This window comes from Sphingobium sp. L-44 (genome assembly GCF_056859495.1).
In genome coordinates, this window is the sequence record NZ_JBSXOQ010000033.1 from 1 (window position 1) to 16,085 (window position 16,085).

Below are 16,085 nucleotides of genomic sequence, written 5' to 3' on the forward strand. Positions count from 1 at the left end.
GGAATGGATGGTCGCGCCGCACGCGATCGAAGCGGCGCACTGAGCCATGCTTGAGCCGCTTCAATATGCCCTCGGCGGACTGTCAGGCGCGCTGGTGGGCTTTGTCCTCGGGCTTGTCGGGGGCGGCGGGTCGATCCTCGCCGTGCCGCTGCTGCTCTATCTCGTAGGCGTCCGCAATCCGCATGAGGCGATCGGCACCAGTGCATTGGCCGTCGCGGCCAATGCGCTTACTGGCCTCTGGAACCATGCCCATGCCCGCACCGTGAACTGGCGGTGCGGGGGGATCTATGCTGCTGCCGGCGTCGTCGGTGCGCTCGGCGGTTCAACGCTTGGCAAGAGCATAGATGGGCACAAGCTGCTCTTCTTGTTTGCGATTCTAATGATCGTGGTGGCGGTCCTGATGTTCCGCGGACGCGGTGACCAAGGGGTCGAAGGCGCACAGTGCAATCGGGAGAATGTCGGCAAGGTCGTCAGCTACGGTCTCGGTACTGGCGCCTTTTCCGGCTTCTTCGGGATCGGTGGCGGTTTCCTTATCGTGCCGGGCCTGATCGCTTCGACCCACATGCCCATACTACGCGCGATCGGCACGTCGCTTGTCGCGGTCGCGGCCTTCGGCCTGACGACAGCGCTCAACTACGCGCTCTCGGGCTATGTCCTGTGGGGCCTGGCCGGCGTGTTCATTGTCGGCGGGGTTGTCGGTAGCGTGATCGGTACGCAAGCGTCGCAAGTGCTGGCAGCTGAAAAGGGTCGGTTGAACAGCCTATTCGCAGTCTTCGTGCTCGTCGTCGCCATCTACATGCTATTCAGGAGCTGGTCCGAACTAGCCAGCTGAACGGGGATATTCATGGACGCCATCATTCTCGCAAGGGCGCAATTCGCCTTCACGGTGAGCTTTCACTTCCTCTTCCCGGCCTTTTCCATCGGGCTGGCAAGCTATCTGGCCGTGCTCGAAGCTCTGTGGCTGAAGACCGGCAAGGGCGTCTATGCGAACCTGTTTCGCTACTGGCTGAAGATCTTCGCCGTCGTGTTCGCGATGGGCGTCGGCTCGGGCATTGTCATGTCCTACCAGTTCGGCACCAACTGGTCAGTGTTCTCGGACAAGGCGGGACCTGTCATCGGACCGCTGATGGCCTATGAGGTGCTGACCGCCTTCTTCTTAGAAGCCGGATTCCTCGGGGTCATGTTGTTCGGGATCAACAAGGTTGGGCGCAAGCTGCACTTCGTCGCGACGCTTGCAGTCGCGCTGGGGACTTTTATTTCCGCATTCTGGATCCTGTCGGTCAACAGCTGGATGCAAACGCCCGTTGGCTATGAGGTCGGCGCCAACGGCCAGTTCCTGCCGGGGCCAAGCTGGCTGACAATCATCTTCAATCCCAGCTTCCCCTATCGGCTCTTTCACACGGTCCTTGCCGCCTATCTGACGACCGCTTTTATCGTGGGTGCCGTCGGAGGATGGCATCTCTTAAAGGACCGCACCAATCCCGGCGCACGCAAGATGTTCTCTATGGCGATGTGGATGGCGGCGCTCGTTGCTCCGATCCAGATCTTCGCCGGCGACATGCACGGGCTCAATACTCTCAAGCACCAGCCGGTGAAGGTGATGGCGATGGAAGGCCATTTTCAGAGCCACCCGCACGGTGCGCCTTTGATCCTGTTCGGCATCCCCAACAGCGCTGAACAGCGGGTGTATTATGCCATCGAGATACCCAAGGCGTCGTCGCTGATTCTCAAACACGAACTCGATGCGCCCTTGAGTGGCCTGGACACCGTGCCACCAGCTGATCGTCCTCCCGTCGGTATCGTCTTCTGGGCCTTTCGCGTAATGGTCGGGATCGGTTTCGCGATGCTCGGGATCGGGATCCTGAGCCTCATCGCGCGCTGGCGCAAGGCGCTCTACGACTGGCCGCTGCTGCATCGCTTCGCTGTGCTGATGGGGCCGTCGGGACTGATCGCAGTGCTGTCCGGCTGGATCGTGACGGAAGTCGGACGGCAACCCTTCACAATCTATGGTCTGCTGAGGACCGCCCAAAGCGCTTCACCGCTGGATGCTCCTGCGGTCGCCTCGTCGCTGCTGGCCTTCGTGGTCGTCTATTTCGCCGTCTTCGGGATGGGCATCTGGTATCTGCTTCAACTCATGAAGAAGCCGCCTGAAGCACATGAACCGCCGCCCAGTGATGCGCCCATTCGCAGTGCGGGGATCACCCCGGCGCCGGCTATCATCGAGGGAGCTTCGTCATGATCGATCTCACCGTCATCTGGGCCTGTATCATCGGCTTTGCTATCATCGCCTATGTCGTGATGGACGGCTTCGATCTCGGCATCGGCATCCTGTTTCCGTTCTTCAAGGTCGGGCAGGATCGGGACACCGCGATGAACAGCATCGCTCCGGTCTGGGACGGAAACGAAACCTGGCTGGTTATGGGCGTGGGCGGCCTGTTTGCCGCATTCCCGCTGGCCTATGCCATCATCCTTCCCGCGCTTTACGCGCCGATGATCGCAATGCTGCTTGGCCTTGTATTCCGCGGCGTGGCATTCGAGTTCCGCTGGCGCGACCCGGCGCACCGTGCTTTCTGGGACAAGGCGTTCACGACAGGGTCGGTCGTCGCCACCTTCGCGCAAGGCATTGCGCTCGGCGCGCTGCTACAGGGCATCACGGTCGAGGGGCGCAGCTATGCCGGGGGTTGGTGGGAATGGCTGTCGCCGTTCAGTCTGCTGACGGGTGTCGGGCTGCTAGTCGGCTATGCCCTGCTCGGGGCTTGTTGGCTCAACTGGAAGACTGAAGGCGGGTTGCGACGGCAGACGGTGACCTATGCCGGGCGGCTTGGCATCGGCCTGCTCATCATGATCGGCGTGATCAGCCTCGCAACGCTGCGGCTCGAAACGCAATACTTTCAGCGCTGGCTGAGTTTCCCGGGCGTGGTCGCGACAGCGCAGGTGCCGCTCGCCACGCTCGTCGTAACATTCCTGTTTTATCGTAGCCTCCGATTGAAGCGCGATGCGCAGCCTTTCTTCTGGGCGTTGGCCCTGTTCGGGCTATGCTTGGTCGGCCTTGGTGTCTCGATCTGGCCCGATGTCGTTCCGGCGCGGGTGACGATCTGGGAAGCTGCAGCGCCCGTCCGCAGTCAGTTGTTCATGCTGGTTGGAGCCTCGATCATGGTGCCCGTGATCCTGGCATATACGGCCTGGTCCTATTGGGTTTTCCGGGGCAAGGTTGGCATTGAGGGGTATCATTGATGCCGCTCTGGCTGAGTCGCCTTGGATGGTTTTTCGGCATTTGGGCTGCTAGCGTTTTCGCGTTGGCGCTTGTGGGCGGAATGCTCCGCTGGTGGCTACGCTAAATGGCCCCTCGCCATAGGTGAGAGGCCAACACTCAAATTTCGGTATTTTTGGGCGTCTTCTACGTCGATCCCGAGATAGCTAACCATATTCTCGATCTTGCTATGGCCGAGCAGGATCTGGACAACCCGTAGATTGCCGGTCGCCCTGTATATGATCGATGCCTTCGCTCGGCGGAGTGAGCGGGTGCCGTATTCGCTCCGCATCAGGCCAACTCCTGTCAACCATTCATCTACAAGCCGAGCATAATGCCGAGGCCGTTCGTCGGGAGGTGCGGGAACGTCGGCTTGTAATCAGGGCTGCCGTTTAACATGTCACAGGCGAACGTCGGGAATGTCCCAGCGCCCGTGCCCGGCACGCCCTGGGCACGGGCGCCAGCAGATTCAGATCTCCGTGTTTTCTGCAAGGGCAAGCGCGTCCTCTACGTCGATCCCTAGATAGCGCACCGTGTTCTCAATCTTGCTATGGCCGAGCAGTATCTGAACGGCGCGAAGGTTGCCCGTCGCCCTGTAGATGATCGATGCCTTCGTTCGGCGAAGTGAGTGCGTGCCATACTCGCTCCGCATCAAGCCGACACCTGTCACCCATTCGTCGACAAGCCGAGCATACTGCCGTGTGCTCAGGTGCCCATTGTGATCAACCCGGCTTGGGAAAACATAATCGTCCACTGTTCCGCCCCGGCGTTCGAGCCATGCCAGCAAGCTCGCTCGAGCATCTGGCAGCAGCTCAAATTGAACGGGCCGACCTGTTTTCTGCTGCATGACGATTGCCCGCGTTCGGACCTGCCCGCCGCTTACAAGGTCGCCGATCTTGATCTGCACGAGGTCGCAGCCCCGAAGCTCGCTGTCGATCGCCAGATCGAACAGCGCCCGATCTCGTAGGCGGCGGCGCTGATTGAGGTAGAAACGGATTTCCCAAATCTGCTTCGGTTTCAGCGCCCGCTTGGCGCCCACGGTCCTTCCTGCATTCCAAACCGGGCGCTTGGTGGCGATGAGTTCTGTTTCAGGCATCTCCATGATCGTTCTCCTTTGGCCACATTGGCCTTCTGCAGAACGCTTGCCGACGAGGATGCGCAGGACTTGCTATAGGGCTCGTGCCGACCAACTCAAGACATTTGGCGTCATTGATGTGACCGACAGCTTTTGCCAGGATCCGCCATGCCATGGCTGCTGCCAATATAAAGTCGCCGCCCACCATGCGGAGCTTTGCCATCTGAGCGACATACCCAGAAGGTCAGCACTCTTTCCAGCATTCCTCTCGAGGACATTGCCTGGGCTGCGCATGCCGCGCGCCAGGCCATGGAGCGTGACCAGACGCCGCGGCTCTGGTTCCAGCTCTATTTCCAGGCTGATCGAGGGCATTCGCTTGAACTGGTGCGACGCGCCGAGGCTGCTGGCTATTGCGTCCTCATGGTAACGATCGATGCGGCCATGAAGCGATCCGAATTCGCACTGCCGGAAGGGGTCGAGGCCGCCAATCTCCGTGGAATGCCCCGCAGCGTCCAGAACAGCGCGGCTGCGGGCGGGCAGATCATCTTTGGAACGGCGCTGGCCGACGCCGCACCAACCTGGGACGATATCGCGTGGCTGCGCAAGCAGACCAGTTTGCCGATCATATTGAAAGGCATCCTTTCTCCTGCTGACGCTCGCATGGCACTTGATCATGGCGTTGATGCCATTGTCGTGTCGAACCATGGCGGACGCGTCACCGACGGTCTCATCACGCCCATGAAAGCGCTTCCATCGATCGCGCGTACGATCGATGGAAAATGCCCGATCCTTCTCGACAGCGGTGTGCGTACCGGCACGGATGTCCTCAAGGCGATTAGCCTTGGTGCCAGCGCGGTCATGATTGGTAGGCCGCAACTTCATGCCCTCGCGGTGGCAGGCATGGCCGGCGTTGCCCATATGCTTCACATGATACGGGCAGAGTTCGAACTCGCCATGGCGCAAGTCGGCGTGAAATCGCTGGACGAACTTGGTCCTGCTTATGTCACCTCTTCAGACTGATGTGTGAGGCCGGACGAATGTCCGGCCGCATGTTCCTCTAGGCGCGACATATGCACTATCCTCGGCGCTTCGAGGCCGGCGAGGCATAAACGCCGTAGCCCACCCTCTCGATCAAGCCACGCTTGGTCATCTTGCTGACGACCGAGCGAGACACGCCCATTCGGCCGAGATCGGCGATTGTTGCCGTGTCACGATCGCGCAAAACCGCAAAGACAACTGCCTGTTTGGGGGCGCCATATGTGCGATTTATGAGCCGGATCGAACGATCCTGTCGCTTCTTTGCCCGTTGTTCAGGAAGACCTGGGCACCGGGCGACATTACGAAAATCAAGTTTGCCGCCACGCCGGGTCAGGCCTGCTGCGCACGCGTCCAGCAATGCGTGCAGGTGCGCCGGCAGCCCGATGTCCATCGGCGGTATCTGGCGCTGGAATGCTGCTATGCCCCCAAGAAGCCGGATCTCATCCTGGTTCACAAATGGGCTGGACAATGTCGCTATCACGAAGCCTCGCTCGGTGGCGTGTTCACCCAGTGCTGCGAATGCCCGGATAGCGGCCTCTCCGACTTTGGCACTGCTGCCACCACGCAGAAGGCAAATTGCCAGCCGCTCCTCCCTTGTGAAGCGCTTCAAAGGAAGGAAGCGGCTGGACATGGTCAGAACTTCGCGCTGAGGCCGACCTTCACCGCAGTCGGTGAACCTGGCGTGATGTTGTTGTTGCTATGGGCATAGAGATAGTAACGCTTGCCAAGGATATTCTCGACATTCACCTGCAGGCTCAGCTCTGGCGCGATGTCGAAATAGACGGCGCCATCGAGCCGCGTATAGCCGGGCATCGCGACGAAATTGTCGGTCGAGGCGTAGCGCTTGCCCTGGTAGATCACGCCCAGCGCAGCGCCGAGCTGTTCGATCGGATCGAAGCGGGTCCAGAGCGAGGCGCTGTGCTTGGGCATGTTGGGCAGGATGTTCCCTGCCTGGACAGTGCCCGAGACATTGTCGAGGAAGGTGCCGTCGGAATAGGTGTAGGCGCCGACCATGCTGAGCTGCTTGGTAATGCTGCCCGCAGCACTGAGTTCGATGCCCTTGGTGCGCTGCCGTCCGATCGGCACCGTCGGCGAGGCCGCATTATTGGGATCGCTCAGCGCCAGAACATTGTCGCGATCCAGTTGATAGATGGCGGCGGCAAGGTTGAACGTGGGGAGAATGTCCCACTTCGCACCGATTTCGTAGTTCTGGAACTTCTCCGGCGCCAGGCTGGCGTTGGAAAGCGAAAGGCCGGTCAACTGGTCGCCACCACGCGGCTGGTAGGTACGCGAGTAGCTTGCATAGATGGAGGCATTCTCGGCCGGCTTGAAGATGAGGCCGGCGCGCGGAGACCAGAGATTGTCGGTCACGTCATAATATTCGGGAGATATGGTGCTGCCGCTCGTCCGGAAGGCGAGGCTGCGCCGATCGTGCAGCGTGGTCTTGAAATGCTCGTAGCGCACGCCCACGACGATATCGAACATGGGCGAGATGGCGATCTGGTCCTGGACATAGCCGGCCGCGACCTCCGCCACGCCGTTGCTGTTCGTGCTGCTCGAAATCATGGTCCAGCTGGTGGGCAAACGAACATTAGACGCCGAGATCGGCACGGTCACCGAGCTTGCATTGCCTGCAAAACGCCCTTCTTCCCGAATATTGTCGGATTTTTGGTGACCATATTCAGCGCCCACGAGCAGGGTATGCTCAATGGAGCCGGTATTGAAGATCGCATTGAAATCGGTCTGGTTGATGAAATTCTTGCGTTGCGTGGTGGCACGATAGGCCGAGATGCTCACGCTCGTTTCAGCTGCGTTGACCGCGCCGGGGAAGACGTTGGAATAATATTTGTCATAGTCGGCATAGCGGGTGCGGTTGCGGATCGAGACCGTGTCGCTGAACTTATGTTCGATGAACAGCGAACCGGCGTCGGTATTCGTACCGGTAGGGCTCTGGGTCGGATCGCCGAAGAACTGACCGCGCGGCGTGCGAAGCGGGCCAACGATATTGGTCGCCGAAGCGCCGAACCGAGCGGGAACGCCACGATCGGCGACGCGCTCATCCTCGAAATGCTCATATCCAAGCGAAATGGTCGTATCGGGACCAATTTTGAATGAGCCGGTCGGGTTGAAGCCCCAGCGGTTATAGTTGACGCCATCGCGATAGCTGTCGCTGTCCTGATAGACACCGGTCAGTCGGACAGCTGCAAAATCGCTGATCGGCGTGCCCAGATCAAACTGGGCGCGCTTATGCTCGAAGCTTCCGCCTTCCAGTCGGAAGGCACGATGAAGATTCCAGTCCGCAACCTTGGTAACGCGATTGACCACGCCGCCTACGCCGCCCCGGCCGAAGATCATCGCGTTCGGTCCTTTGAAGATTTCCAGCTTCTCGATGTTATAGAGGTCGCGATAGGTCTGGATATCGTCGCGCATGCCATCGACGAAGAAGTCGCCGGTGGTCGAATTGCCGCGGATCACCAGCGTTTCGCGATTACCCTCGCCCTGGGCCGAGAAAACGCCCGGGACATAGCGTATGGCGTCACCGATGCTGTTGGCTGCCTGATCCTCGATCTGCTTGACCGACACCACATTGACCGACTGGGGTACATCGATCAGCGGCGTATCCGTGCGCGTCGCGCTGATGCTGCGGCTGACCTTGTAGGAGCTTTCGGCTTCCCGATCATCGATCGCGGTGTCCGTGACCGTTACGGACCCGAGAACCTGCTCCTGGGCTATTGCGAGTGAGGGGGAGACCAGCGAAAGGAGGATGCCGGGCGCAGTCGACGCAAGCAGCGCCGATCGGAAAATCGCTGAATATTGCAAGGTTAGATCCCCTTCATTTAATGCGAATAGTTATCATTCGCGAGGGGGGTTAGCGCTTCGGTCGGGACGTGCAACTGGCCCAGGGATAAGGTTGGGATGTTGTATATGCCCCCCAATGTTCCGGTAACTTATCGCGCGAGACGAACCTCTACAGCAAAACCGGGCTTGTCCAGAACGGTCGCACAGCCCCCATGGATTTGCGCGACAGCAGAGACAAGGGCCAGGCCCAGACCATGTCCGTCGGTGGTGCGGCTGGCTTCGGTCCGCGTAAAACGGCTGAACAGTCGATCACGCTCGGTTGCCGGAACACCGGGACCATCATCGCAGACTTCAAGAATAACGAAAGCCTCGCTGGCAGTCAGATTGAGCGCGACCGTCGTGCCAGCCGGCGTATGCCGCAGCGCATTATCCAGCAGGTTGGTGATGAGTTGGGACAGCAATCGGGCATCGCCCCGGATGCGAAGCCCCATATGGATGGTGGAATGCAGCGCATGACCTGAAAGCTCGAAATCGGGCGCATAGGTTTCGACCACATCCTCGACCAGATCTCCAAGCGCCAGTTCCTGAAAATCTCGCTTGAGCGTGCCCGCCTCGATTTCGGATATGCGAAGGATGGCCGAGAAGACCTCGAGCAGTTCATGGGATTCTGCTATTGCCGCCTCGATCGCGCGCGTGCGCTTGTCTCCGCTGAAGGCGAGTGCTTCATCCAGACGATTATTCAGGCGCGTCAGTGGCGTTCGAAGGTCATGCGCAACATCGCTCGACACCTGTCGAAGATTCTCGACCAGGGCAGCATTGCGGTCCAGCATATGATTGAGCGACTTGGCGACGCCGTCGAACTCGTTGTCAGATCCGTCCAGCGGCATGCGCTGGGTCAGGTCTCCTCCGATAATGGCCTGGGCCGCATCGTCGAATCGGCGCAATCGACTGCGCGTTACAGCGCCAACGGTCCAGGCGCCCCCGACAGCCAGAAGAAGCATGGCGGCAAATGAGGCCGAAAACAGCTTCAGGATCGTGATGTCCATCTCGTCAATCACCGTGCGATCTGCTGCCACCAGAAGGCGGCTGCCGTCGGGCAGATCGGTGATGAGTGCCTGGGCTATGGCGCCATCCTTCCCGTAGTGCAGTAATTCGAAATATCCTGCCTTTGCCGGAATTTGCGCATCCAGTGCGCCGGCCAGCCGTCGTCCTTGGGGATCGACCAGAATATATCCGAGGCTTGCCGTGCTGTGCCCGGCATCGCGCTGATGAATGAGTTCGGCCAGTGCCGGGGTTCCGCCAGCACCCGCCCGCTCCAGCAAGGCGCTCGTCTCGGTGGCGGTTCGATGGTCCAGTTGCACCTCCATCGCCTCATGGGTCAGCGCATAGGCCAAGAGCCCGATCACAAGCGTCGCCAGAACGAAGGCCAGGCTAACCAGTGCCGTAAGGCCAAAGGTCGTTTTCCATGGGCGGGGCATTAATTGCTCCTGATCATGTAACCCGCGCCGCGAACCGTCTCGATCGCATCGACATCGAAGCCCGCATTCAGCTTCGAGCGAAGCCGACTGAGATGGGTCTCCACGATATTGGTCTTGGGCTCGAAGTCGAAGTCCCATACGCGTTCGAGCAGCATCGTTCGGGTAACCACGCGATGAGAATTGCGCATGAGTTCGGCGAGCAGCGAGAATTCCCGCGGTTGCAAAATGACCTTCTTTCCTCCGCGATGCACTGTGCGCCTGTGAAAGTCGATATCGATGTCGCCAACGGTCAGCCGGGACTGTTCGACTTGCGGTGCCTGCCGTCGACCAAGGGCATTCAAGCGGGCGAGGAGCTCGGAAAAGGCGAAGGGCTTGACCAGATAGTCGTCGGCGCCTGCCTCGAGCCCCTCTACCCGATCCGCTATTCGACCAATTGCGGTCAACATGAGAACGGGCGTGAGGTCGCCGGTCGCGCGCAGCATCTTGAGCAGGGATAGACCGTCCAGTCCTGGCAGCATGCGATCAACGATGATCGCGTCATAATTGCTGTCCGTTGCCTGGAACAGTCCCTCTCGTCCTTCCTCCACAAGGGTCACGGCATGCCCCACTTCCTTGAGGCCTCGGCTGAGGAATTCGCGTGTTTCCCCATCGTCTTCGATAATCAGGATATGCATGCGTTCTTCTACTCCATCACCCTGACCGGATCGAGCGGCTCAGGTGCTCGCTGCCATCCACCGCCCAGCGCACGGAACAGGGAGATATAGGATTGTGCCAGCAGATGATCCGACTGTCCCTTTTGAAGAGCAGCCGTTGCAAGGGTTCGTTCGGCATCGATCACCAGCAATGGCGACGCGTCGCCAATCCTGGCCCGGGCACTGGTTCGACGGGCGTAAAGCCCTGCTGCCTCTCTTGCCCGATCAAGCGCCTGGTTCCGGATGGCTTCGCTTTGTAGGCCTGCAAGTCCGGTTTCGACTTCCCTGAGGGCGCGCAGAACGGCGTTGTCGAACGAAGCCAGCGCAGCGCGTTCGGCTGCCTGCGCCTGCGCGATCTTGGCGCGCGCCGGCGCCTGGTTGGGGAAGGACCAGGAAATTAGCGGTGAGGCACTGGCAGAAAAAGCGCCGGACAGAAGTCCCAATGCGCCGCCCAGCGTGATCCTGGGATAGAGTTCGGCCCGCGCGATGGTGATCTTGGCTGTTGCCGAAGCAAGCTTGCGCTCTGCTTCGCGAATATCGGGCCGACGTGCCAGCAGTGCAGCACCGTCGCCTATTGGCACTTCGCTGCTCGCTCTGGGCAGCAGCGTGCAATCAACCTTGGCCATCTGGGGGGTGGTAGGCGGCAAGCCCTGAAGCGTTGCGAGCCGGAATCTTGCGCTGGCGGCAGCGGCATCGAAAGCCGGGATCGTAGCTCTCGATGCTTCAAGCAGGCTGGCGGCTTGCGCGACCTCAAGGGGAGACACTTCCCCTGCCGACAATTGTTCGCGAACGGCCTTGAGATTGCGTTCCTGCGCATCGACAATCTTGTAGGCCACCGCCCCATTCTGACGCGCCGCACATAGATCGATGTAAGCGAGCACGGTATCTGCCGCCACGGCCACGCGCACACCATCCAGCGCGGCCGCTTGCGCCTGCGCGTCAGCGCGGGCGGCCAGCGCTCCCGCACGCAGCCGACCGAACAGATCGATATCCCAGCTTATGGTTGCTGCGGCATCATAATCACTGCTCGACACATTGGCTGCGCTTGGCTGCCCTGCAGGATTGTCGATCGCTGCGCTGCTTTCGAGGATCGGTTGCGGAAGTCGCGCTGCGTCCGCCTGCCGGGTCGCAGCGCGCGCTGCTTCGAGATTGGCAAAGGCTGCGCGAAGATCGGCATTAGCTGCGAGGCTCGCTTCAACAAGCGCATCGAGTTGGCTGTCATTGAAAAGCTGCCACCAGTTTTCCGGCAAGGGTCGGTCGATCACATGTTCGCCACGCGAAAAGGGAGGCGGAGCCTGGGTAAGGCCCGATGCGGGTGGCGCGCCTTGCTGGGAGACACAGCCGCTTGCCAGGAGTCCAGCAGTCATCAGGCACGCGTGAAGGATGGCCGTTTTCATATTGCTGCTCCCTTCATGCGAGCATCTTGGGGCGAGGGCTCGGCCGGCCCAGCCGCATCCTCGCCGTACCGAGCGTAGAGGGCAGGCATCAGGAAAAGATTGAGGAGCGTGGATGATACAAGTCCACCAAGAATGACGATCGCCATGGGATGTTCGATTTCATGGCCCGGCGCGTTCCCCGCCACGATCAGCGGCACAAGCGCAAGGCCCGCGCAGGCTGCAGTCATGAGGATGGGAACCAGCCGCTCTTCTGCTCCGCGCAGAACAAGCGATGGACCAAAAGCCTCTCCCTCATGAACACGCAAATGGTGATAATGCGACAGGAGCATGATGCCGTTGCGTGCCGCGATGCCGATGACGGTGACGAAGCCGACGAGTGATCCCAGCGACAAGAGGCTGCCGGTGAACGCCACCGCCACAACGCCACCGACCAGCGCGAAAGGAAGGCTGACCGCAACCAGCGCAGTGATCCGGTGAGAGCGGAACTCCATCCACACCAGCACCAATATCCCGACAAGACAGAATAGGCCGGTCGTCCAAAGTCGCTGGCGCGACTCCTTGAGTGCTGCATATTCGCCAAGGACCTTGGCATGATAGCCTTGAGCAAAGCGGGTCCTGGCCACGATGGACTCAACCGCCTGGGCGACTGTGCCCAGGTCCGCACCACTGACGTTGAGCGTCACATCGAGGCGTCGTTGACCATCCTCGCGCTTGATTTCATTGGGAGCAGGCACCACTGCCACGTCCGCCACATCGCGCAGGCGTACCGCACCGCCGTTGGGCGTCTGGATCATCAGATCAGCGAGGGCATGCATGTCGCCTCTGGTCGCTGCCTCTCCCCAGAGCGCCACGTCAAAGGCTTTCTGATCGCGGTAAATCTCGCCAAGCTTCTGTCCGGCAACGAGGGATTGTGCCTGGCGGCGCACCTCGCCCGGCGTCAGGCCGAAGGTTGCCAGATCGCCGCTGCGGGGACGGATGCGGATCTGCGGGACCAGAACCTGCTGCTCGACCTTGAGGTCCGCTACGCCTTCCACTCCGGCTACCTGTTGCTTGATCCGGTCCGCAGCAGCACGAAGCTCATTCTGATCGGGGCCAAAGATCCGCACCACAACCGTCGCGCTTGCACCGGACAGAACTTCCTTGATCCGTTCGCGCAGATAGGTGAGCACATCCCGGAAGAGCCCAGGATAGCCTTCTATCACCTCCTTGATCCTGGCCACGCTGCCGTCATAGTCCGCCTTCTCGTCGAGACTTATCCACAACTCGGTGAAGTTCGGGCCGACCACCTCGTCGGCCGCTTCCGCCCGCCCGATATGTGCGCCGAAATTACGGACGCCCGGGATCGCACGAAGCTCCTTGGAAACCCGGATGGTGATCCGATCCATGGCTTCGATGGAGGCTCCGGGTTTTTCGAGCCAGTGCATGAGGAAATCGGTTTCGCGGAATTCCGGCAGGAACTGATCCTTGAAAGTCGCATAGCCAACACCCGCCAGAAGCAGGCCCGCTCCGATCACGATCATAACCGCACGCGGTGCGGCAATGATACGAGGCAGCATTGCTCCATAACGCCCCTTGAGCGCTCGTACGAAACGCGTGTCACCTTCATGTTTGACCGGAGCATTGGGTAGCAGAAACAGGCAAAGGGCAGGGGTTACGACGAGCGCAACCAGCAGCGATGCTGCGATCGCCAGGACATAGGCAATGGCGAGCGGCTGGAAGAATGTGCCCGCGACCCCGCCCAGGAAGAAGATGGGGAGAAAGACCAACATCACGATCAGCGACGCGAAAACCACCGCAGAGCGCACCTCTAGCGACGCTGCCAGTACGACTTCGAATGGCGTCCTGGGATTATCGGCCTCGCGGTTGAGGCGGAGCCGCCGGGCAATATTCTCGACGTCGATGATGGCATCGTCGACGACCTCTCCAAGCGCGATCACCAGACCGGCAATAACCATGGTATTGATGGTCGCCCCGCTCCAGAGCAGGACGAGCCCGGCACCGAGCAACGACAGGGGAATGGCGACCAGACTGATAATCGCCTGCCGCCAGTCCCGGGTAAAAAGAAACAGAACGACCGCCACGAGGAAGCAACCAATCGCGAGTGCGCGGGTGAGATTGTCGATCGAGCGTTCGATGAAGGTCGCAGGTCGGAAGATGCTGCTGTCGACCTTGACGTCCTGCAAACCGGGCTTGAGCTCCTCCAGGGCAGCTTCGACCGAGCGCGTGAGTTCGAGAGTGTTGCCTGTCGGCTGCTTCTCTACGATGAGCATGATGCCTGGCCCATCATCAATGATCGCGTTCCCGATCGGCGCGGCATAGCTCTCGGTCACCCGGGCAACATCGCCTACGCGGATCGGTGCATCGCCGGTCAATTTGACGACAGTCCGAGCAAGGTCGTCGGCTGTTTGAACGGCGCTTGGCTGCTGCACCGCGAGGCGCTGATTGGCGTTGTCGACAAAGCCGCCGCCTCCCACCAGGACGGCATCACCGGTTGCCAGGCGCAGTTCGTTGAGAGTGACCCCAGCCGCACGTAGCTTGTCAGGGTCGACGAGAACCTGAAGCTGACGATCGCGCATGCCCCACATGGCGACATTGGCGACGCCAGGCACGAACATCAGCCTGGGTCGAATAGTCCAGCGAACCAGTTCGGACAGTTCCATCTGATCGAGCTTTTTCGAGGAAATGCCGATCTTCATGGCGCGGCTGGTCGACGAAAGCGGGGCCAGCATGATCGGAGGGCGTGCGGCAGCAGGCAGTCGAGCCTGTGCCTGGGTAACCCGCTCCTGCACCATCTGCCTTGCACGGAAGACATCCGCGCCGCGCTCCAGGAGAAGGACCACGGACGAAAGACCCAGGACCGACTTGGACCTCAGCGTGGCTATACCAGGCACGCCATTCACCTGGGTTTCGATCGGAACGGTAATGAGGCTTTCGACTTCCTCCGTCGAGAGCCCTGGCGCTTCGGTCTGAATCTCCACGATCGGCGGCGCAAATTCTGGAAAGACATCCAGCGGCACATCGGTCGATGCCCGCAGTCCGAGCACGACCAGGATAGCGGCAAGAACAAGAACGATGACGCGCTGCTGAAGTGCGCTGCGGACGAGCCAGGCGAGCATCAGTGCGCCACTCCGAATTCGGTGCCGAACAGTTCCATGGCGCCGACCGAAACTACCTGTGCTTCAGGCGCCAGGCCGCGGATGACGACAGCGCCATCCTGCCCGCTCGACAGGGCTTCGATGCGCTGCCGGATGAAATTGCCCGGCGCCGTCTGGAGATAGACCCATTCTCCGCCGTAAATGTCCCGCACGATCGCACTGGCTGGGACGGAAAGCCCTTCCTGGGTCTTGCCGAGGGGAAGTCGAATGCCGACGCGCTGTCCCACGCGCCAGAATTGGTCGCTATTATCGAGCGCATAATAGAGGTCGACCGTACCAGCTACTGCATTGGCCGACGGCGGGGCTTGAACCGGTGTCCCTTTGCGTCCTCCCTGCGTTGTTCCCAGGGGCGCGACGATGATGGATGCATTGCGGTTGATGGCAGCAACATCTGTGCCGGCGACGGAAACGCGGACCCAGAGACGTGACTGGTTGCCCAACGACGCAACCGCGGGCCCGAGCAAGCGTCGTTGCTCGATCGCAACCTGGGCCTGGGCCTGGGCTGTTGCGAGCGCTGCCGCAGCCTCGTCCCGCGCCCTGACGCTTCCAGCTTCTTCTGCAACGAGCCTGCTGGCGCGTTCCAGCGCAATGCGCGCGAGCCGAACCTGCGCGCGCGTCCGCTCGACCTCGCCGTCGGCGCTCGCCTGGCTGGCACCAATTTGTGCCAGATTGCTGAGAGCACCGGTGGGTACGCCACCAGTCCCATTGGGAACGACGATTTCGCCGCTCGTTTCTCGCGCCAGCGCAGCCGTTCCCGCACCAACCCTGGTCGTCTCGATGCCGAGCCTTTTTACAGCTTCGGGCTTCAGCGTCAGCCTGACCAGTTCGGTCTCATGCGCGACAACCTCACCATGGGATGGAGGCGAAGAAGACTGCTTGCCCTGCTGACTGCAGGCGCCGAGCATTACGAGCGCGCTCAATGGCAGAAATAGGAGAGAGGTCGTTCGGATCATGCTGCTCACCGATAAATGGATCGGTTCGAGCCCTATCGAACTTGTCTGGCGTCCAAATCTCGCCAACTATACCATTTGTCCATCTTTGCTGGAAAAGTGGCTACAGCCGTTAGCGTCCGCGCTCGTGGTGTAATTTCCGGTGTAGATTGAGGTGATCGCATGGGGTTGGGCATGCCCAACCCCATGCGATTTCGAACTCGGTGGCCACCGGGCTCATCGGTAAGGTGGAGTTACCACACGTCACACGC

13 protein-coding genes are annotated in these 16,085 nt (G+C 60.6%); 5 read left to right on the forward strand and 8 right to left on the reverse strand.

Annotated elements, in window-relative coordinates:
• The first annotated feature begins 46 nt into the window (after positions 1-46).
• The 4 genes from AC13EK_RS02305 to AC13EK_RS02320 are packed head-to-tail and all read left to right on the forward strand — an operon-like array spanning position 47 to position 3,338.
• On the forward strand, positions 47-832 hold the full coding sequence (locus AC13EK_RS02305; protein WP_069338837.1) for a sulfite exporter TauE/SafE family protein: 786 nt from the start codon (positions 47-49) through the stop codon (positions 830-832).
• Between the two features lie 12 nt (positions 833-844).
• Positions 845-2,239: a cytochrome ubiquinol oxidase subunit I gene (locus AC13EK_RS02310; protein WP_069338836.1), complete on the forward strand. Its 1,395-nt coding sequence runs from the start codon at positions 845-847 to the stop codon at positions 2,237-2,239.
• Positions 2,236-3,234 carry a cytochrome d ubiquinol oxidase subunit II gene (gene cydB / locus AC13EK_RS02315; RefSeq protein WP_010338381.1) on the forward strand — a complete coding sequence of 333 codons (999 nt, stop codon included), beginning with the start codon at positions 2,236-2,238 and terminating at the stop codon, positions 3,232-3,234. The genes AC13EK_RS02310 and cydB overlap by 4 nt, the downstream gene beginning before the upstream one ends.
• Positions 3,234-3,338 carry a DUF2474 family protein gene (locus AC13EK_RS02320; RefSeq protein ID WP_080572849.1) on the forward strand — a complete coding sequence of 35 codons (105 nt, stop codon included), beginning with the start codon at positions 3,234-3,236 and terminating at the stop codon, positions 3,336-3,338. The genes cydB and AC13EK_RS02320 overlap by 1 nt, the downstream gene beginning before the upstream one ends.
• Positions 3,339-3,719: 381 nt before the next feature.
• On the opposite strand, the gene AC13EK_RS02325 is transcribed toward AC13EK_RS02320, so the two are convergent.
• Positions 3,720-4,352 (reverse strand): tyrosine-type recombinase/integrase, encoded by a 633-nt coding sequence (locus tag AC13EK_RS02325; RefSeq protein WP_069338835.1) that lies wholly within the window; start codon positions 4,350-4,352, stop codon positions 3,720-3,722.
• Positions 4,353-4,541: 189 nt separating this feature from the next.
• Between AC13EK_RS02325 and AC13EK_RS02330 the strand changes: the two genes are divergently transcribed.
• The gene (locus AC13EK_RS02330) at positions 4,542-5,345 is read left to right on the forward strand and encodes an alpha-hydroxy acid oxidase (protein WP_080572848.1); all 804 of its coding nucleotides are present in this window, start codon (positions 4,542-4,544) and stop codon (positions 5,343-5,345) included.
• Between the two features lie 55 nt (positions 5,346-5,400).
• Here the strand turns inward: AC13EK_RS02330 and AC13EK_RS02335 are convergent, their stop codons facing one another.
• The 7 genes from AC13EK_RS02335 to AC13EK_RS02365 form a co-directional block, all read right to left on the reverse strand.
• Positions 5,401-5,994, reverse strand: coding sequence for a type IV toxin-antitoxin system AbiEi family antitoxin domain-containing protein (locus AC13EK_RS02335; RefSeq protein ID WP_037509343.1), 594 nt, complete (start codon positions 5,992-5,994; stop codon positions 5,401-5,403).
• A gap of 2 nt (positions 5,995-5,996) precedes the next feature.
• Positions 5,997-8,183, reverse strand: a complete 2,187-nt coding sequence (locus AC13EK_RS02340; protein WP_037509342.1) for a TonB-dependent receptor — start codon at positions 8,181-8,183, stop codon at positions 5,997-5,999.
• A gap of 128 nt (positions 8,184-8,311) precedes the next feature.
• Positions 8,312-9,640: a sensor histidine kinase gene (locus AC13EK_RS02345; protein WP_010338374.1), complete on the reverse strand. Its 1,329-nt coding sequence runs from the start codon at positions 9,638-9,640 to the stop codon at positions 8,312-8,314.
• Positions 9,640-10,314, reverse strand: coding sequence for a response regulator transcription factor (locus tag AC13EK_RS02350; protein WP_010338372.1), 675 nt, complete (start codon positions 10,312-10,314; stop codon positions 9,640-9,642). The genes AC13EK_RS02345 and AC13EK_RS02350 overlap by 1 nt, the downstream gene beginning before the upstream one ends.
• An 8-nt stretch (positions 10,315-10,322) precedes the next feature.
• Complete coding sequence (locus AC13EK_RS02355; protein ID WP_029547837.1) at positions 10,323-11,729, reverse strand: efflux transporter outer membrane subunit; 1,407 nt, start codon at positions 11,727-11,729, stop codon at positions 10,323-10,325.
• Positions 11,726-14,845 carry an efflux RND transporter permease subunit gene (locus tag AC13EK_RS02360; RefSeq protein WP_037509340.1) on the reverse strand — a complete coding sequence of 1,040 codons (3,120 nt, stop codon included), beginning with the start codon at positions 14,843-14,845 and terminating at the stop codon, positions 11,726-11,728. The genes AC13EK_RS02355 and AC13EK_RS02360 overlap by 4 nt, the downstream gene beginning before the upstream one ends.
• The gene (locus tag AC13EK_RS02365; protein ID WP_010338369.1) at positions 14,845-15,837 is read right to left on the reverse strand and encodes an efflux RND transporter periplasmic adaptor subunit; all 993 of its coding nucleotides are present in this window, start codon (positions 15,835-15,837) and stop codon (positions 14,845-14,847) included. Before AC13EK_RS02365 ends, AC13EK_RS02360 begins: the two co-directional genes overlap by 1 nt.
• Between the last annotated feature and the right edge of the window lie 248 nt (positions 15,838-16,085).